This is a genomic window from Hydrogenophaga sp. BPS33, from assembly GCF_009859475.1.
In the GTDB taxonomy this organism is placed as follows: Bacteria; Pseudomonadota; Gammaproteobacteria; order Burkholderiales; family Burkholderiaceae_C; genus Hydrogenophaga.
The window spans coordinates 233,611-251,017 of sequence record NZ_CP044549.1 but is presented as its reverse complement, the minus strand read 5'-3'; the positions used below and the strand labels follow the sequence as shown (position 1 = coordinate 251,017).

Below are 17,407 nucleotides of genomic sequence, written 5' to 3'. Positions count from 1 at the left end.
CCATGCGCCACCTGCTCCTTGCCCTTCCCCTCCTGATGCTGCAGGCCCCTCCCGCCGCGCAGGCCCAGGTTTTCGTCAACATCGGCATCCAGCTGCCGGTGTACCCCCAACTGCAGCGCGTGCCGGGCTACCCGGTCTACTACGCGCCCGACGCGCCGGGCAACGTCTTCTTCTACGACGGCTTGTACTGGGTCTTCTGGGACGACACCTGGTACTACAGCAGTTGGTACAACGGGCCGTGGCAGATCATGGCGCCGCTCTATGTGCCGGTCTACCTGCTGCGCGTGCCGGTGCGCTACTACCGCCATCCCCCCCTGTATTTCACGCGCTGGCGGGCCGACGCGCCACCGCGTTGGGGCGAGCACTGGGGGCACGACTGGTCGCAACGCCGCGACGGCTGGAACCGCTGGGACCGCGCCAAGGCGCCCGCCCCGGCGCCCCTGCCGGACTACCAGCGCGGATACCCGCAAAGCCGCTACCCGCAGGCCGGGGAGCAGGACCGCATCCGCGGCGAGCACTACCGCTACCAACCCCGCAACCCAACCGTGCGGGCGCAGCTCGCTGCTCCCGCACCACAGCCCGCCCCACAGCCGGCACCACCGATGCAAGGCAGGCCACCGCAGCGGGAGGATGTGCGCCGGCCCGAGCGCAACGAGCGCCCGCCCATGCCCATGGAGCGGCCCGAACCCCGCGTCGATCGGCGCGACGTGCAGCCACCCATGCGCCCCTTCGAACCCGAGCAGCGCCGGGCCCGACCCTCCGAGCGGCCTGCTGCGCCCGAGCCAAGGCAAGCACCCCAGTGGCAGCAGCCCAGACCACCGGACTTTCAGCGCCAGCAGCCACCACCCCAACGGCAAGCACCCATGCGCGCGGAGCCCATGCAGCCGCAACAGGGCCCGGACCGGGGATCGCCCGGGCCGCGGCGGTTCGAAGACGAGCGCGGACGCGGCAACCACAACAACAACCGCGGCGACGAGCGCCGCAACCGCGATTGAGGCTGATCAGCGCCCGCCGCGCAACTTGTCGATCAGCCCGTTGAGTTCATCCAGCGAGCCGAACTGGATCGCCAACTCGCCCATCTCTTCCACACGGCCGTGGCGCTTCACGCGCTTCTTCACCCGCACCTCGACCTCGGCCATCAGCAAATCGGCCAGCTCCTCTTCCACGCGGCGGGTGTCGCGCGACTTTTCCTTCTTGAGCTTTTGCGGTGCCAGCGCGAATTCGGCACCCAGCTTCTTCACCAGGCTCTCGGCTTCTCGCACCGACATCTTCTTGGCCGAGATCTGGTTGCCGGCCGTGATCTGGCTGGCCTTGTCCAGCGCGAGCAAGGCACGGGCGTGGCCCATATCAAGGTCGCCGGCCATCAACATGGTCTGCACCGGCTCGGCCAACTGCAGCAGGCGCAGCAGGTTGCTGGCGGCGCTGCGCGAGCGGCCCACGGCCTGCGCGGCCTGTTCGTGAGTGAGCCCAAACTCTTTTACCAAACGTTGCAGGCCGTGCGCCTCTTCCAGGGGATTGAGATCCTCGCGCTGGATGTTCTCGATCAAGGCCATGGCGGCGGCGGACTCGTTGGGCACATCGCGCACGAGCACCGGCACCGAGTCCAGGCCGGCCAGCTTCGAAGCGCGGAAGCGGCGCTCGCCGGCGATGATTTCGTACTTGCCCGCGTTTTCGCCGTCGATGAGCTTGCGCACCAGAATCGGCTGCATCACACCCTGGGCCTTGATGGACTCGGCCAATTCGTACAGAGCGCCCTCGTCCATGCGCGTGCGCGGCTGGTACATGCCGGCGACCAGTTCGCTCACGGCCAGCGTGCTTGGCGCGCCTTCCACCGCGCCGGGCGTGGCGGCGGCTTCTTCCACCTTGGGGCCCAGCAGGGCTTCGAGTCCGCGGCCGAGGCCCTTGGGTTTTTTGGTGACCATGGGTCGTGTTGCTTTCAAAAATTCGGATCAGAGATGAAAGAGCCCGGCCAGCACCGCGTGGCCGGCCGGCCAGTCGCCCAGGCCGGTCTCGGCGTTGATGTGGCCGGCATCGCCCAGGTCCACGAAGCGCGAACCCCAGGCGGTGGCGAACGTCTGTGCGCGCTCGAAGCTGCAGTACGGATCGTTGCGGCTGCCCATGAGGACGCTGGGAAACGGCAGGCGCCCGAGGGGGATGGGGGACCAACTCGGCAGCAGGGGTTGCAGCTCTTCGCGCTCCGCGTCTCCCGGTGCCACCAACAGGGCGGCCTTCACGCGGGCGGTGTTCTGCGAATGAGAAGCCCAAGCGGCCGTGAGCAGGCAGCCCAGGCTGTGCGCCACGAGCACCGCAGGCCCGTCGCAGCCGAGCAGCACGTCTTCGAGACGCGCAATCCAGTCGCCGCGCTTGGGGCTCATCCAGTCGTGCTGGTCCACGCGGCGGTAACCGTGAGTGGCTTCCCAGCGGCTCTGCCAGTGTTCGGGGCCGCTGTTCTGCCACCCGGGCAGGATGAGGACGTTTTCAGGTTTCACGTGAAACACGCCCTACATCTTCTGGATGCGTTCGACCATTTCCTCGGCGAAGGCCACGAAGGCCTGGCTGCCCCGGGCCGATGGGTCGAACACCACACCGGGCAGGCCATAGCTGGGGGCTTCGGCCAGGCGCACGTTGCGCGGAATCACGGTGTTGAACACCTTGTCGCCGAAGTGGGCCTTGAGCTGGTCGCTCACTTGCTGCTGCAGGGTGATGCGCGGATCGAACATGACGCGCAACAGGCCGATGATGGCCAGATCCTTGTTGAGGTTGGCGTGCACCTGCTTGATGGTGTTGACCAGGTCGGTCAGCCCTTCCAGCGCAAAGTACTCGCACTGCATGGGCACGACCACGCCGTGCGCGGCGCACAGGCCGTTGAGGGTCAGCATGCTCAAGGACGGTGGACAGTCGATCAGCACGAAGTCGTAGTGGTCGGCCACCTCGGCCAGCGCGGTCTTCAGGCGTTTTTCACGCCGCTCCACCTCCACCAACTCCACCTCCGCCCCCGCCAGTTCGCGGTTGGCACCGAGCACGTGGTAGCCGCACTTCTCGGAAAACACCGCCGCTTCGGCGATCGAGGCGGACTCCAGCAGCACGTCATAGACCGACAGCTCCATCTTCCGCTTGTCCACGGCAGAGCCCATGGTGGCATTGCCCTGCGGATCGAGATCCACCATCAGCACCCGCTGCCCCACTTTGGCCAGGCCCGCGGCGAGGTTGACCGTGGTGGTGGTCTTGCCAACGCCGCCTTTCTGGTTGGCGACACAAAAGATTTTGGCCATCGTGCGTCTGTCTTATTTGGAGAGGGCCAGCTTGACGCCGAAGCCGATGAGGAAGACGCCCGCCAGCTTTTCCAGGGTGCGGCCGATGATGGGGTTGGCGCGCATGCGCGCGGCCAGGAAGTGGGTCAACAGCACGGCGGTCAGGCCATAGAGAAAAGTCAGGAACGCCACGGTCAGCGCCATCGCACCGAAGGTGAACAGGCCCTGGTGACGGGCCGGGTCCACGAACAGCGGGAAGAAGGCCATGTAAAACACGATTGCCTTGGGGTTGAGCAAGGTGATGAAGGCCGCCTGCTGGAAGTACTGGCGGGGGCGGATGTTGAGCACGGGCGCGGCGCCGGGTTTGGCACTCAGCATTTTCCAGCCCAACCAGGCCAGATAGGCCGCACCCAGCCACTGCACCGCGCTGAACGCAGCCGGGTAGGCCGACAGCAGCGCCGCCACGCCGGCAACGGCCAACCACATCAGCACCTGGTCACCCGCGATCACACCGAAGGTCGCAGCCAGGCCACCTCGAATGCCACCCTTGCCGGTGGAAGTGATCAGCGCCAGATTGCCCGGCCCCGGAATGGCCAGAAAGACAAGAATGGCGACCACAAAAGCGCCGTAATCTGCGATGCCGAACATGGTGGAACCTCGTGAAGTGAGGGGTCGAGTTTACGTGAGGGCTCTACCCTCTCCGCCACCCTCTCCGTCGTTTCGCGCAGAGAAGCTGAGCGGCCGGGCTTTCAAGCCCCGACGCCGGCCGCCGATCGCATCCAGACGATGCAGCGTTCGGCCTCCAGGCCAGGCACCACGAGTTGTTCCACGTGAAACACATCCACCGTCGGCCCCTCGGCCTTGAGGGCGGCGAGCTCCTCCGCCGGGTACTTGCCCTTCATGGCCAACCACAGGCCGCCGTCGGGGTTGAGCGCCGAGCGCGACCAGTGGATGAAGTCCACGAGCGAAGCAAATGCGCGTGAGCAGATCACGTCGTACGCCTGGCCCGAGAGCGCATTGAGACTTTCCACCCGGGCATGCAGGCCGTGCAGGTTCGGCAGCTTGAGCGTGGCCGCTGCCTGCTGGATGAAGGCCGCCTTCTTGGCCACCGTGTCCACGCAGGTCACTTGAATTTCCGGGCAGGCGATGGCGATCACCACGCCCGGCAAACCGCCACCCGAGCCAACATCCAGCAGCTGCAGTGCCCTGCCCTGCGTCTGGCGCTGCAGGGGGCCGATGGCGGCCAGGCTGTCGAGCAGGTGGTGGGTCATCATCTCAGCCGGATCGCGCACGGCCGTGAGGTTGTAGACCTTGTTCCACTTCTGCAACAAACCCAGGTAGTCGAGCAGGAGGTCGACCTGGCGGTCGTCCAGCCCCAGCTGAAGCTGCCGCAGGCCCGCCTGCAGCGTTTGGCGCAGATCGCTCACTGGACCACCCTCATGCGCTGAGCTCAACCGAAGGCAGCGTGGCAAATCCCTTGAAGCCGCCCTTCTTCAAGTGGATCAGCAGAAGGGAGATGCTGGCCGGTGTGATGCCCGAAATACGGGATGCCTGGCCCAGGGTCTCGGGGCGGTGCTTGTCCAGCTTCTGCCGCGCCTCGAAAGAAAGCGCCGTCACCTGCAAGTAGTCCAGATCCACCGGCAGCCTCAGGCTCTCGTAGTGGGCAGCGCGCTCCACCTCGTTCTTCTGGCGGTCGATGTAGCCCGAGTACTTGGCGGCGATCTCCAATTGCTCCACCACCGGTTCCAGCAAGTCGCCGAGTGTTTCACGTGAAACCTCGGGTGCCGCGTACTTCCCAGCGTCCATGCCCACCAAGGCCGCGTATGGCACGGCCGGCCGGCGCAGCAGATCGAACAGATTGTGTTCGTGCTCGATGGCCTTGCCCAGCACGCGCTCGCTCTCTGCCGCCGGCAAGCTGCGGGGGTTCACCCAGGTGTTTTTCAGGCGCTCTGTTTCACGTGAAACCGCATCGCGTTTGCGGCTGAACGCGTCCCACTGCGCGTCGCCCACCAAGCCCAGGCGCCGGCCGGTTTCGGTCAGGCGCATGTCGGCGTTGTCTTCGCGCAGCTGCAAACGGAACTCGGCGCGGCTGGTGAACATGCGGTAGGGCTCGGTCACGCCCTGGGTGACCAGGTCGTCGACCAGCACGCCGAGATACGCCTCGTCGCGCCGCGGGAGCCACGCGCCTTCGCCGCGGCATTGCAGCGCCGCATTGATGCCGGCGAACAGGCCTTGCGCCGCCGCCTCTTCATAACCGGTCGTGCCGTTGATCTGGCCCGCAAAGAACAAGCCGTTGATTTGCCGGGTTTCGAAACTGCTCTTGAGCGAGCGCGGATCGAAGTAGTCGTATTCGATGGCGTAGCCCGGACGCAGGATGTGGGCGTTCTCCAGCCCCGGCATGCTGCGCACCAGGGCGTACTGGATGTCGAAGGGCAGGCTGGTGGAGATGCCGTTGGGATAGACCTCGTGCGTGGTCAGGCCCTCGGGTTCCAGGAAGATCTGGTGGCTGTCCTTGTCGGCGAAGCGGTTGATCTTGTCTTCCACGCTCGGGCAATAGCGCGGGCCCACGCCCTCGATCTTGCCGGTGAACATGGGGCTGCGGTCGAAGCCGCTGCGGATGATGTCGTGCGTGCGCTGGTTGGTGTGCGTGATCCAGCAGGGCACCTGGCGCGGATGCATGGCCGTGTTGCCCATGAAGCTGAACACGGGCACGGGGCGGCCGGCGTTCATGCCGCCGGGCACTCCATCGCCCGGTTGTTCGGTGCACTTCGAGTAGTCGATGCTGCGGCCGTCCAGGCGCGGCGGGGTGCCGGTTTTCAGTCGCCCCTGGGGCAGCTGCAGCTCTTTCAGACGGGCCGAGAGCGAGACCGCCGGCGGATCGCCCGCGCGGCCGGCGGCGTAGTTGTTCAGGCCGACGTGGATCTTGCCGTCGAGGAAGGTGCCGGCGGTGAGCACCACGGTACGGCCCCGGAAGCGAATGCCCACCTGCGTCACCGCACCCACCACGCGGTCGCCCTCGACCATCAGATCGTCCACGGCTTGCTGGAACAACCAGAGATTGGGCTGGTTTTCCAGCGTGCGGCGGATGGCGGCCTTGTAGAGCACGCGGTCGGCCTGGGCGCGCGTGGCGCGCACGGCCGGGCCCTTGGAGCTGTTGAGGATGCGGAACTGGATGCCCCCTTCGTCCGTGGCCAGGGCCATGGCACCACCCAGGGCATCGACCTCTTTCACCAGGTGGCCCTTGCCGATGCCGCCGATCGATGGGTTGCAGCTCATCTGCCCCAGGGTCTCGATGTTGTGCGTGAGCAGCAGCGTGGCGCAGCCCATGCGCGCGGCGGCCAGCGCGGCTTCGGTGCCGGCGTGCCCGCCGCCGACGACGATGACATCGAATTCCTGTGGGTACAACATGGTGGTGATCGCTTGAAAAGTCCGCGCCCCGCAGCGGGCGAGGAACCCGCGATTGTCCCACCGTTGAGCCTGCATGGCCCTGCCTGCGGGCAATCGCCGCCCCGCCGGCAGGGAAGTGCGCACACCGCAAGCAAGGACCCTGTCGCAAGTCAGGCGCCGCACAGTGGACGAGCCATTTGAACAGCACCTCAACCGCCCCTTCCAAGCGCCGATGGCGCGCAACAGGTCAAGACCCACAGCGGCGCAGGGCTGCTTCACGCGTGCCCCTTACCCCAGCCCTCTCCCCAGAGGGGAGAGGGAGCAAGACAGAAGGCACGCAGGCGCGACGTGTCTTCATCCAGAAACACCAAGGGGCAGCTCCGCCGGCCCAAGGTGTTGCCCCCCCCGAAGCGCCGAAGGCGCGCAACAGAGGGGGGAAGCCGCGTCAGCGGCGCAGGGGGGTGTACCCCACTCTCCGCAAAATCTCGTCCGCCAGCTTCTGGTATTCGCCGTTGAAATGGTGGTCGCCCGGCAGCGGCGCGCGCGTCACCTGATCGGTGGGCGTGCGCGGGCAGATGGTGTCGCGGTCGTCGGTCCCGTAGAAGCACAGGGTCTGCGCCGCCTTGAGCTTTTGCAGCGCCGGTTTGAGCGGCAGGCCACCGCGGTCGCGCTGCACCCAGTTGGTCAATCGGAACTCGAACGAAGCCTTCTCCCCGGGCCCGAGCAGCACCGTGTGCGCCACCAGCGCGCGCGAGGCCTCGGACAGGCGCGGCACCGCGAAGGGCAGCACGTCCGCGCCCTGGGAATAGCCGATCAGCAGGGCTCGGCTCTTCTTCCATTGCGCGGCGTAACTGCGCAGCACCCGGTCCAGGTCTTTCGCCAGGCCCTCGGGCGTGCGCGCCGACCAGAAGTAGCGCAACGAATCCCAACCCACCACCGGCACGCCCGCCGCCGACAGCCGCTCGGCCAGTGCCTTGTCGATGCCGGCCCAGCCGCCGTCGCCCGAGAGCAAAACGGCAAAGGTGTCGGCGGTGCCCGCAGTCGCGAGCGCCGGCACGGGCACCAAGGGCAAATCGGCGACGTAGCCCTCCCCCACGGCCGGCGGCACCGGCGCGGCCACGGCGCCCGCTCTGCCCAGGCTGTGCTGCGCCGCCAGCAGCGCGGGCGTGGTCTGCGCACCGGCCACCCTCACCAGGCTGGCGCCACGCACCTGGGCGACGTAGTCCCGCACCACCGCCGGCTCGCAGGCCTTGTCGGTGTCCGCTTGCAGCACGGTCCAGGGCGCGCTCAAAGAGGAGGTCGGCAACAGGGTGATGCCGCGCGGGACCGTTTGCCGCTTGAAGTTCACGCCCTCCCCCTTGCACAGCGGCCGCTTCAGCGCCACCGTCGGGCAGAAGTCCATCGAGACCGCGCCTGCGAACGTGTCTGGCGGCGCCTGGGCCAGCATCGCGTAGGCCAAGGTGCCACCCGTGCCCTCGCCCACCAGCAGCGGCGGGAAATAGGCCGGCAGGCGCGCGTAGCCCTGGAGGAAATGCGACAGGTTCTCCAGGTCGCCGTCGGGCAACAGGCAGTCGCCACCGTTCTTGTGCAGGGCCGCCAGCAGGCGCGGCGTGTGGATGCCCGCCACGAGCGCGCCTCGCGCGGCCAGCGCCCGCGCCTGGGCGCCCAGAGCCGGCGTCCAGCCACCGTCGCCCGAGAGGAACAACACGAACGAAGTTGCCCCACTTTCGGGACGATAGAGAGACAGATGATGGAAGTTGCCGTGCGATAGCGTCTGAACCGGCGGCATGGGCTTTTGTGCGAGCGCCACGCCCGGTGCGAAGGACAGCGCCACCAGAACCAGGCAGGCCCGCCACACCTTCATTTGCCCATCACCTTGCGCAGGCCGCCCGCGATCAGCGCGGCCACGTCGGCCAGGATGAAGAACGGCGCGAAGCCACCGGGCGACGCGAGGTAGCGCGGTTCCCACACCGGGTCGAACTTCTCCTTGAACGCGCGCAGGCCCTGGAAGTTGTAGAAGTTCTCGCCGTGGTTGAACAGCAGGCGTCCCAGCCGATGCCAGTTCGGGGCCAGCGGGTGCTGCGCCATGCCCGAGAGCGGCACCATGCCCAGGTTGAAGCGCTGCAGGCCTTCGGCCTTGAAATGCAGGATGACCTGCGCGAACAGAAAATCCATCGCACTGCGCGGCGCGTCGGGCAACTGGCGCATCAGGTCCACGCTGGCCTCCACCGCCAGATCGGTGCGCAGCAGCGTGGCAAAGGCCACCATGCGCTCGCCTTGCCGCACCACCGCCACCGGCTGGCGCAGCACGTAGTCGCGGCGAAACGCGCCCAGCGAAAATGCTTTCTCCGCCGTCTGGTGGTCGGCCAGCCAGGCGTCCGAAATCGCCCGCAGCTCGTCGTACACCCCCGCCACCGCGTCGGGCGCGAGCACCTCGAAGCTCAGGCCCTCGCGCTGCGCGCGCGCCACGCCATGGCGCAGGTTCGCGCGCTGCTTGCCTTGCAGGCTGAAACTGGGCAGGTCCACCAGCGCGCATTCGCCCAGCTTGTGCACGCGCAGGCCGGCGTCAAGGTACACCGGCAATCCCTCGGGGCGCACCTGGTAGAACGCGGCGCGGCCGCCCGACTCGCGCGCCAGCTCGACGAAGCGCCACACCAACTCGGTCCACTCCCCCACCGGGCCGACCGGGTCGTACAGCGCCACCCACGAGCGCCCTCGCCGACCGAACATGATGAAGGCGCGCTGCGAGTCCGACACCATCAGGCTCTTGTCGCCCATCATCACCAGTCCGGCGCCCGCCGAAGGCTGGGCGCGCACGATGCGTGCGGCCTGCTCCAGCGCGCCGCCGTCGGGCTTGACCATCACCGCCTGCGGCCGCCGCCACAGGCGGCTCAAGGCCACCACCAGGGTGATCAGGCACACAGCGACCAGCGCGCGCAGCGAACGCGGCGCGTAGCCGTCGAACTCGAACTGCCACCAGACCTGGTTCGCGTAGGCCACATCGCGGTACACGAAGAACAGCAGCGCCGTGATCGCTGCCACCACGGCCCCCACCGCGGCCAGCCAGCCCCAGGTGAACGCCTGCGAGAACAGCGCGGCGCGGCGGTTGAACTGCTTGCGCGACACGGCAAGCGCCCCCGCCAGCACCAGCAGCAACACGCCCTCGGACAGCGCAATGCCCTTGGGCAGGCACAACAACAGGCTGAACAAGGCCAGCGCCAGGCCGGCCCACCACGACGCGTCCAGCCGCAGGAACATGCCCCGCGCCACGAACAGCAAGGCCAGCCCCGCGATGCTGCCCAGGAAATGCGCCGCTTCCACCACCGGCAACGCCAGTGTGCGCGCGAGCCAGTCGGTGGCCTCCTCGGTGGCGGGCGTCACGCCCGACACCAGCAACACCACTCCCACCACCCAGGTATAGGCCGAGAGCAGCAGCGGCGACAGACCCGCCGCCGCCTTCACCACCGGCGTGGCCGCGCCGCGCTGCCATTCCGCGCCCGCCAGCAGCGTGACCGCCAGTGCCAGCGGCAACAGGTAATAGACCACCCGGAACACCACCAGCGCCCCTGCCAGCTGCTCGGCCGGCACGTGGCCGCCGAGCGCGAGCAGCATCACGGCCTCGAACACGCCCAGGCCACCGGGCACGTGGCTGATCACGCCCAGCGCGATGGCCAGCGCGAAGAAGCCCACGAACGCGGGAAATGCGATGGCGCCGGCGGGCAACAGGCACCACAACGCCGCGGCGGCGGCCACCACGTCGATCGCCGAGATCCACAACTGCTGCAACGCCAGCGACGCGCTCGGCAGGCGCAGCACCACGCCGCGCAAGACCATTTCGCCACCGCGCCGGCAAAAGCCGATGAACGCCCCCGCCGCCAACAGCACCACCACCGCCATGGCGCGCAACAGGCCCGGCGGCGTGCCGAACACGGTCTGCACCGTGCCCGCACCCCACACCAGCGCGGCCGCGCCCACCACCACCACACCGATGCCAAAGCCCGCCGCGTTGAACACGATGGCGCGCGACACCAGACCCGCCTCCAGCCCCGCCGCGCCATACAGGCGCATGCGCACCGCTCCGCCGGTGAGGACACCCAGGCCGATGGTGTTGGACAGCGCGTAGGCGATGAACGCGGTCTTGGCCACCACGCGCTGTGGCAACCGCGCACCGGCATACGCCAGGGCAGTGCGGTCGTAAAACGTGAGGGCGTAGTAGCTCGCAGCGGTCGCCAGCGCCGAGAGCAGCAGAGCCGTCGCGGGCGTGGCCCGCACCGCGTCCACGATCGCGCCGTAGCTCAGCTCCGTCATGAGCTTGTGGCCGGCCTGCAGCAGCAGCGCGCCCATCAGCACCGCCAGGGCGGCGTACACCCACAGGCGCCATTGGCCCAGCTTGGACACCCATCTCTCGGGGGTCGCGGTGACGGTCATGGGCGTGGCGATGGGACGGGTCCTCCGAAGGGCTCTGCGCCCGGGTGGGCGCCAGCGAAAAAACAGTGTACGCGGGCGGCCGCGCACGGGCGGTGTCCCTGCATACCGTTGCGCCATCGGACAATCGACCGATGCCGCCCGTTTCCTCCATGGCCTGCCGACCCGCCTGCGCGGCCTGCTGCACCGCCCCTTCTATCAGCACCCCGATGCCCGGCCTGCCCCAAGGCAAGCCCGCCGGCATGCCTTGCCCGCATCTGGACGCGGCGTTGCGCTGCCGCCTGTTCGGCTTGCCCGAGCGGCCCGCCGTTTGCAGCTCGCTCGCACCGTCGCCCGAGATGTGCGGCAGCCACCGTGAACAGGCGATGCAGTGGCTCGCCCGGCTGGAGCAGGCCACGCGGCCCGGCTGAAAAGGGTGATGCAGCGGCTCTAGTGGGCCGTTACGGCCCACTAGTTGTGAAGTCTCACCGGACTAACGTTTTCCCAGCAGCGGCGAGCGTCCGATCTTCTCGCGGGGCGTCGGCACCGCCGGTTTCACGTCCGAGAAACGCGCCTGCTCGATGGCGCCATCCAGCGACGGCAGGCTCCAGGTCTTCTGCAGGCGCAGGCTGTTCATGCCGGCGTTCCAGGCATGCAGCATCCGCTTGCCGGTCTCGTGAAAACCGGGGTAGCGCCCGGCCGCCTCGACCACGCGGGGCGTCACCTGGACGATGGCTTCGCAGATGCGCTCCACGCGCTCGCGGGTCTGAGCCGGCATCACGCCGCAGCGCGTTTGCAGGAACCGCTCCAGCACCTTGCCCGGCGTCCAGGTGCTGCGTCCTTCGACCGGCATGCCCGGCGGGTTCCTGGCGTAGTCGTCGTAGACCGTGATGGTCAACATGTCGTAGACCGGCGCCAAGGCGATGTGCTCGCGCGAGGTGTAGAGCAGCGCGATGTTCTTGGTGTGGCAATCCGCGTTGCGCAACGCGTAGGTGAGCAGCAGCAGATCCGCCAGTTGCGACAACGCCGCGTTCTGCTGCGCCGGGAGCGTCACCACGTCCTTGATGCGTCCGACCACGCGCTCCCAGGTCGACTGGTACTTCTCCTCCGGCCGCAGAGACAGCAGGCTGCACAGATCTTCCATGCCCTTGCGCGTGACGCCATCCTCCTCGAAGTCGAAGCGGTGCACCACCAGCGCCTGGCCGTCGTCGGAGACCTCGGTCATCGCGGTGGCGATGCCCGCCTGGCGCGACACCTCCATGCAGAGGTGCTCGTTGAGCGCCACGCCCGGCAGCCGGGCGGTGGCACCCTTGATGATGTAGCGGTCGGTGGCCAGCGTCCCCTTGCCGTGCGCCGACAAGGTGTGGGGCGAGAGGAACTTGGGAACCACCCCCGACACGCCCGAAGCCGCGTAGCGGCGCACCAGATCGACAAACGCTGCCTCGGCGTTGTCGCCCCGCAGGATGTCCGCAAGTTCGAAGGGCACGGGCGGTTGGGTCGGGTCTGCGCCCGGTGCCGCGACCTTCACGCGCCCGATGGCATTGCGCCCGATCACCGAGAGCAGGTTGAGCGGCGATGCGCCCACCTGAGGCCCCAATTGCTCCTGAAGAATGGACAGCAGAAAACCTTCCGGCAGGTTCATGCGGAAGATGGGGTGCAGGTCCGGGTACGCGTAGGACTCGGTGCGCACCGGCATCAGCAGCGACACGAACTGCGCGGACTCGGCATCCGGGTGGTAGGCCATGACATGGCGGAAGCCATCGGTGGACTCCAGGGTCGCCACCGGCTTGTTGTGAACGAAGACGTGCAGCTTCATGAACCCACTGCGTCGCCGTTGCCGTCGCCGGAAAAGCTGCGCTGGCGCTGTGCGAGCGCGTCGTCGAGCGTGAAGCTGCTGCGCTCCATCGGGGTGAAGCTCAATTCATGGCCGAGCACCTCCAGCAGACGCAGCAGCTTGCGCGAACCGAACTCGGCAACACCGCCCTTCTCGAAACGCGCCAAGGTGGACTGGCCCATGCCGCTCAAGCGGGCCAACTCCGTCTGGGTCAGGCCACGCTGCTTGCGCAATTGCGCCAGCGCGAGGCCCACGTCGGGCAGGTTTTTCATATGCTGTATTTGCTATATTTAATACACCAATTTGGCGATCTTACACTCACAGCTTCTAAAACTGCACCGTGAGCTTATAGCAAATACAGCATCAATAAAATCCTTCTACACCATCCCCATGGGGCTGCACGATCTGTCCGGCAGCCGTCAGACCAGCAGCGCTCCCCGGAACCCGCGCGCCGCGTAGTACGACTCCACCCCGTTGTGGTACGTGAACACCTGGCCATAGCGCCGGTCGCAGAACAGCGCCCCGCCCAGTGCCCGCATCTCGGGCGGCGTCTCGATCCAGCTCGACGTCTTGCGGTCGAACTCGCCCAGGGTCTGCAGCGCGCGGTATTGCGCTTCGGTCAGCAGCGCGATGCCCATCTCGCTGGCCATCTCCTGCGCGCTGCTTTGGGGTTTGTGCTCCTTGCGCGCATCGCGCGCGGCCTGGTCGTAGCAGGTGCTGCGCCGGCCCGCCGGGCTCTCGGCCGAGCAGTCGCAGAAGGTCAACGAACCCGACGGGTCGCGCGCGATCACATCGGGCTCACCGCCCGAGTCCTCCATCGCCTGCAAGGACGCCAAGGCCTTGGGCTGCGCTTGCAGCCGTGCCTGCACATCGGCCCAGGCCACGCCCTTGTGCCTCGGCATGTGCTTCTCGAAGCGGGTCTTCAGGGTCTCGAGCAGCGCGTCACGGTCCTTTGCCTTCATGGGCTCTCCTTGGGTTCAAGCTCTTTGTGCGACGAACGCGGCCATGCCCTCCAGCACGGTGCGCAGGCGCATCACCTCGCGCGAGCGGTCCAGCCGCTTCGACCACGCCGCCACGCGCGCCACACGTTGCAGGCGCGGCAGCAGATGCGCGATGAAGCCGCGCAACGCCGGGCCGCCCGGCCCTGCCGCATCGTACGCCTGCAGCACCGCCAGCACCGCGCTCGGCCCCAGCGGCTGCAGAAAACGCGCCAGTGAAAACAGCATCTGCAGCACATCGTAGACCTGCACCGTGCTCAGCGCCATGCCCGGGCGCAGCTGCTCCTCGAAGTCCAGGCGCGCGAAACGCTGTCCGTCCCAGGTGGTGTTGCGAAGCTGCGCGCCGCCGTGCCACTGGCCGCGCGCGTGGAACGCCGCGAGGTCGGCGCTGGCCGCGCACATCAGCGGCAGGCGCTCGCCCTCGGGCATGCAGTACAGCTGGTAGTCCACGGTCTCGCCGATGTCACCCGTGGTGAGCGAGAAGCCGTCGAACGCCAGCACCGGTGGCACATGCTCACCCGCCGCGGCCAGGGCCTGCAGGCGCCCGTGTTCAAACGCCAGCAAGGCCCGGGCGTCCGTCTGGCGCACCGCGCGCCAGGGCACCGGCACGCCCAGCACATGGGCAAAGATCCAGATGCCCAGCGAATGCGACCGGCTGCGCAGCGGCCGGTCGGCGGACTTGGTCCAGGTCCTGGGCGACGTCGAGGGTGGGAGGGAGGTGCTCAAGGTGCGGAATTATCCCGAAACCGGGCACGTGCTCACCCGGCGTCGGCGTAACGCTGCAACTCCCAGTCGCTCACCTGCTGGCTCCACGCCACCCATTCGTCGCGCTTGAGCTGCAGGAACTGCTCGCAGAACGCCAACCCCACGGCCTCGCGCAAGGCGCCGTCTTGCGACAGGGCCTCCAGCGCGGCCCACAGATCGCGCGGCAGGCGCGCGGGCATCTCGGCGCCGCGCGCATGGGCTTCGTACAGGTCCTGCGCGCAAGGTGCCACGGGCGGCAAGGACTGGTCGATGCCCGACACACCCGCCGCCAGCGTGGCGGCGATCGCCGCGTACACGTTGCACGACGGGTCGGGCAAACGCCACTCGATGCGCCCGGCCACGCTGCGCACCAGGCAAGTGCGGTTGTTCTCGCCCACGGCCTTCCACACCGGCGACCACGTGGTGCCCGAGGCGCTGCGGCTCGCGGCCAGGCGCTTGTAGCTGTTCACCGTCGGCGCGCAGAGCGCGGCCAGGGCGTCGGCGTGGTGCAGCAGGCCGGCGGCGAAGCGGTGGCCGGTTTCGCTCAGGCCCAACGCACCGGCCGGATCCGCCATCACCGCGTGGCCGTGCGCGTCGGTCAGGCTCAGGTGGAAATGCAGGCCGCTGCCCGGTGCCTGCGCCAGCGGTTTGGGCATGGTCGAGAACACCATGCCATGCTGCTGCGCCACCGCCTGCGCGGCCAGTTTGAAGAGCTGGTAGCGGTCGGCCGCGGCCAGGGCGTGGTCGTGCCGGTAGTTGATCTCGTACTGGCCGCGCGCGTCTTCGTGGTCGATCTGCTCCAGCGCAAAACCCAGCGCGACCAGCGTCTGGCGCATGGCCTCCAGAAAGCCCAGATTGCGGCCCAACGCCTGCAGGTCGTAAGAGGGTTTGGCCAGGCGGTCATCGCCATCGGCCACGCCCCACTGGCCCTGCGCGTCGCGTTGCAGCAGAAAGAACTCGGGCTCGATGTCAACCCACAAGGTCCAGCCCCGTTCCTGCTGGAGCCGCGCGACCTGGCGCAGCAGCACCTGGCGCGAACAGGTGTCCAAGGGCTCGCCCCCGGCGAAACCGTCACACACCGCGTGCGCCACGCCCGGCATGAAAGGCAGGGCTTGCAGGCTCTGCGGCCGCACGCGGCCCATGTACTCGCTGCGCGCGCCCATGCGCGGCAGGCCCGTGCCGGCGATGCTCGGGCCCGAGAAACCCGCGCCCACGTCCATGGCATGGGCCAGGCGGTCCAGCGGCACCAGCTTGCCCTTGGGCGCGCCGAGCAGGTCGGTGAACGTGGCCAGCACCGAGTGGATGCCTTGCGCGCGCAAGGCATCCACGCGAGCGGCCAGCCAGCCCTCGGCCGGCGGTGCAGCGGCATGGGCGGGCGCCGTACTCAATGGACTGCCCTCCGTGCTGCGCGCTGTGGGGCTGAGCGCCTTCGGAGCGGCCGGGCGGCACTCAAGCGAGCACCTCGGCCAGCGCCGCGTCGAACGCGGCCAGGCCTTCGGCGAACACGCAGTCTTCGATGGTGAGCGGGAACAGGAAGCGGATCACGTTGCCGTACACACCGCAGGTCAGCAGCAACAGTCCGCGTTTCAGAGCGGCCATCTGCACCTGCTTCGTGGTCTCGGCGTCGGGCGCACCGGTGGCGGCGTCCACAAACTCGCAGGCCACCATCGCCCCCAGGCCGCGCACATCGCCCATGCGCTTGTGCTGCGCGCGCGTCGTGAGCAGGTGGGCCATGAGCTGGTCTCCGAGTTTCTGCGCACGCGCCGGCAGCTGCTCCTCGGCCATCACATCGAGCACCGCGTGCGCCGCCGCAACCGCCAGCGGGTTGCCCGCGTAGGTGCCACCCAGTCCGCCGGGCGCCGGGCCGTCCATGACAGCCGCCCGGCCGCACACGGCCGACAGCGTGGTACCGCCCGCCATGCTTTTCGCCAGCGTCATGAGGTCGGGCTGCACGCCGAAATGCTCCATCGCGAACATCCTTCCGGTGCGCGCAAAGCCTGTCTGCACTTCGTCGGCCACCAGCAGAATGCCGTGCTCGTCGCACAGCGCGCGCAGCCATTGCACGGCCTCCTTCTGGATCACGTTGAAACCGCCCTCGCCCTGCACCGGCTCGAACACGATGGCCGCCACGCGCGAAGCTTCGATGTCGCACTTGAACAGCTGCGCCATCGCGTGTTGCGCCTCGGCCAGCGCGGTGCCATCCGCGGGAAACGGCACGTGGTAGATCTCGGGTGGGAACGGGCCGAAGCCCGCCTTGTACGGCTGCACCTTGCCGGTGAGCGCCACCGAGAACAGGCTGCGCCCGTGGAACGCGCCGCCGAAGGCGATGATCCCCGAGCGCCCGGTGGCCGAGCGCGCGATCTTCACCGCGTTCTCGATCGCCTCCGCGCCGGTGGAGAAGAACGCGGTCTTCATCGGCCCCTCGATCGGCACGATCGCGTTGATGCGCTCGGCCAGCGCCACGTACTCGGTGTAAGGCACCACCTGGTAACAACTGTGCGTGAAACGCTGCAGCTGCGCCGCGATCGCGGCCTGCACCTTCGGGTGCACATGGCCGGTGTTGAGCACCGCGATGCCGCCCGCAAAGTCGATGAAGCGCCGTCCCTCGATGTCCCACAACTCGGCGTTCTTCGCCCGCTCGATGAAGAAGTCGCCGAACACCCCGACACCGCGCGGCGTGGCCGCCAGGCGGCGCGCGTGCCAGGCCGCGTTGGTGTGCGGCGCGTGCAGGCTCTCGGATGTCTGCGGTGCGTTCATGCCAGATCTCCTTCAAATGTGCGCATGGCGGC

The 17,407-nt window shown here is 68.2% G+C and carries 16 protein-coding genes; 2 read left to right on the top strand and 14 right to left on the bottom strand.

Annotation, left to right across the window (positions count from 1 at the left end):
• Nucleotides 1-2: 2 nt before the first annotated feature.
• Nucleotides 3-995 (top strand): hypothetical protein, encoded by a 993-nt coding sequence (locus F9K07_RS01175; RefSeq protein WP_159588577.1) that lies wholly within the window; start codon nt 3-5, stop codon nt 993-995.
• Between the two features lie 6 nt (nt 996-1,001).
• On the opposite strand, the gene F9K07_RS01170 is transcribed toward F9K07_RS01175, so the two are convergent.
• The 8 genes from F9K07_RS01170 to mprF all read right to left on the bottom strand — a co-directional run bounded on the left by F9K07_RS01170 (nt 1,002) and on the right by mprF (nt 11,066).
• Complete coding sequence (locus F9K07_RS01170; RefSeq protein WP_159588575.1) at nt 1,002-1,922, bottom strand: ParB/RepB/Spo0J family partition protein; 921 nt, start codon at nt 1,920-1,922, stop codon at nt 1,002-1,004.
• A 27-nt stretch (nt 1,923-1,949) separates the two neighbouring features.
• Nucleotides 1,950-2,489, bottom strand: a complete 540-nt coding sequence (locus tag F9K07_RS01165; protein WP_159588573.1) for an RBBP9/YdeN family alpha/beta hydrolase — start codon at nt 2,487-2,489, stop codon at nt 1,950-1,952.
• A gap of 12 nt (nt 2,490-2,501) precedes the next feature.
• Nucleotides 2,502-3,272, bottom strand: coding sequence for a ParA family protein (locus F9K07_RS01160; RefSeq protein WP_159588571.1), 771 nt, complete (start codon nt 3,270-3,272; stop codon nt 2,502-2,504).
• A gap of 12 nt (nt 3,273-3,284) precedes the next feature.
• Nucleotides 3,285-3,899: a LysE family transporter gene (locus F9K07_RS01155; RefSeq protein WP_159588569.1), complete on the bottom strand. Its 615-nt coding sequence runs from the start codon at nt 3,897-3,899 to the stop codon at nt 3,285-3,287.
• 101 nt (nt 3,900-4,000) lie between these two features.
• The gene (gene rsmG / locus F9K07_RS01150; protein ID WP_159588566.1) at nt 4,001-4,678 is read right to left on the bottom strand and encodes a 16S rRNA (guanine(527)-N(7))-methyltransferase RsmG; all 678 of its coding nucleotides are present in this window, start codon (nt 4,676-4,678) and stop codon (nt 4,001-4,003) included.
• Between the two features lie 10 nt (nt 4,679-4,688).
• Nucleotides 4,689-6,659 carry a tRNA uridine-5-carboxymethylaminomethyl(34) synthesis enzyme MnmG gene (gene mnmG / locus F9K07_RS01145; protein ID WP_159588564.1) on the bottom strand — a complete coding sequence of 657 codons (1,971 nt, stop codon included), beginning with the start codon at nt 6,657-6,659 and terminating at the stop codon, nt 4,689-4,691.
• 424 nt (nt 6,660-7,083) lie between these two features.
• Nucleotides 7,084-8,502, bottom strand: a complete 1,419-nt coding sequence (locus F9K07_RS01140; protein ID WP_159588562.1) for a virulence factor family protein — start codon at nt 8,500-8,502, stop codon at nt 7,084-7,086.
• Nucleotides 8,499-11,066 (bottom strand): bifunctional lysylphosphatidylglycerol flippase/synthetase MprF, encoded by a 2,568-nt coding sequence (gene mprF / locus F9K07_RS01135; protein WP_159588560.1) that lies wholly within the window; start codon nt 11,064-11,066, stop codon nt 8,499-8,501. The genes F9K07_RS01140 and mprF overlap by 4 nt, the downstream gene beginning before the upstream one ends.
• A 149-nt stretch (nt 11,067-11,215) precedes the next feature.
• Here mprF and F9K07_RS01130 point away from each other — a divergent pair, with 149 nt between their 5' ends.
• Complete coding sequence (locus F9K07_RS01130) at nt 11,216-11,473, top strand: YkgJ family cysteine cluster protein (protein WP_159596766.1); 258 nt, start codon at nt 11,216-11,218, stop codon at nt 11,471-11,473.
• A gap of 62 nt (nt 11,474-11,535) precedes the next feature.
• On the opposite strand, the gene F9K07_RS01125 is transcribed toward F9K07_RS01130, so the two are convergent.
• From F9K07_RS01125 to gabT, 6 genes are all read right to left on the bottom strand, one after another.
• The gene (locus F9K07_RS01125; protein WP_159588558.1) at nt 11,536-12,858 is read right to left on the bottom strand and encodes a type II toxin-antitoxin system HipA family toxin; all 1,323 of its coding nucleotides are present in this window, start codon (nt 12,856-12,858) and stop codon (nt 11,536-11,538) included.
• On the bottom strand, nt 12,855-13,148 hold the full coding sequence (locus tag F9K07_RS01120; RefSeq protein ID WP_159588556.1) for a helix-turn-helix domain-containing protein: 294 nt from the start codon (nt 13,146-13,148) through the stop codon (nt 12,855-12,857). Before F9K07_RS01120 ends, F9K07_RS01125 begins: the two co-directional genes overlap by 4 nt.
• 147 nt (nt 13,149-13,295) lie before the next feature.
• Nucleotides 13,296-13,838: a DUF4256 domain-containing protein gene (locus tag F9K07_RS01115; protein WP_159588554.1), complete on the bottom strand. Its 543-nt coding sequence runs from the start codon at nt 13,836-13,838 to the stop codon at nt 13,296-13,298.
• A gap of 15 nt (nt 13,839-13,853) precedes the next feature.
• Complete coding sequence (locus tag F9K07_RS01110) at nt 13,854-14,600, bottom strand: hypothetical protein (RefSeq protein WP_159588552.1); 747 nt, start codon at nt 14,598-14,600, stop codon at nt 13,854-13,856.
• A 32-nt stretch (nt 14,601-14,632) separates the two neighbouring features.
• Entirely contained in the window at nt 14,633-16,006 is a 1,374-nt protein-coding gene (locus F9K07_RS01105; RefSeq protein WP_236581768.1) for a type III glutamate--ammonia ligase, read from the bottom strand.
• Nucleotides 16,007-16,067: 61 nt separating this feature from the next.
• The gene (gene gabT, locus F9K07_RS01100; RefSeq protein WP_159588550.1) at nt 16,068-17,375 is read right to left on the bottom strand and encodes a 4-aminobutyrate--2-oxoglutarate transaminase; all 1,308 of its coding nucleotides are present in this window, start codon (nt 17,373-17,375) and stop codon (nt 16,068-16,070) included.
• Between the last annotated feature and the right edge of the window lie 32 nt (nt 17,376-17,407).

What these genes read in the sequence shown, in the direction of transcription:
- F9K07_RS01175 (WP_159588577.1), top strand. Translation starts at nt 3, where the DNA reads ATGCGCCACCTGCTCCTTGCCCTTCCCCTCCTGATGCTGCAGGCCCCT.
- F9K07_RS01170 (WP_159588575.1), bottom strand. Translation starts at nt 1,922, where the DNA reads ATGGTCACCAAAAAACCCAAGGGCCTCGGCCGCGGACTCGAAGCCCTG.
- F9K07_RS01160 (WP_159588571.1), bottom strand. Translation starts at nt 3,272, where the DNA reads ATGGCCAAAATCTTTTGTGTCGCCAACCAGAAAGGCGGCGTTGGCAAG.
- F9K07_RS01155 (WP_159588569.1), bottom strand. Translation starts at nt 3,899, where the DNA reads ATGTTCGGCATCGCAGATTACGGCGCTTTTGTGGTCGCCATTCTTGTC.
- mnmG (WP_159588564.1), bottom strand. Translation starts at nt 6,659, where the DNA reads ATGTTGTACCCACAGGAATTCGATGTCATCGTCGTCGGCGGCGGGCAC.
- F9K07_RS01140 (WP_159588562.1), bottom strand. Translation starts at nt 8,502, where the DNA reads ATGAAGGTGTGGCGGGCCTGCCTGGTTCTGGTGGCGCTGTCCTTCGCA.
- mprF (WP_159588560.1), bottom strand. Translation starts at nt 11,066, where the DNA reads ATGACCGTCACCGCGACCCCCGAGAGATGGGTGTCCAAGCTGGGCCAA.
- F9K07_RS01130 (WP_159596766.1), top strand. Translation starts at nt 11,216, where the DNA reads ATGGCCTGCCGACCCGCCTGCGCGGCCTGCTGCACCGCCCCTTCTATC.
- F9K07_RS01125 (WP_159588558.1), bottom strand. Translation starts at nt 12,858, where the DNA reads ATGAAGCTGCACGTCTTCGTTCACAACAAGCCGGTGGCGACCCTGGAG.
- F9K07_RS01120 (WP_159588556.1), bottom strand. Translation starts at nt 13,148, where the DNA reads ATGAAAAACCTGCCCGACGTGGGCCTCGCGCTGGCGCAATTGCGCAAG.
- F9K07_RS01115 (WP_159588554.1), bottom strand. Translation starts at nt 13,838, where the DNA reads ATGAAGGCAAAGGACCGTGACGCGCTGCTCGAGACCCTGAAGACCCGC.
- gabT (WP_159588550.1), bottom strand. Translation starts at nt 17,375, where the DNA reads ATGAACGCACCGCAGACATCCGAGAGCCTGCACGCGCCGCACACCAAC.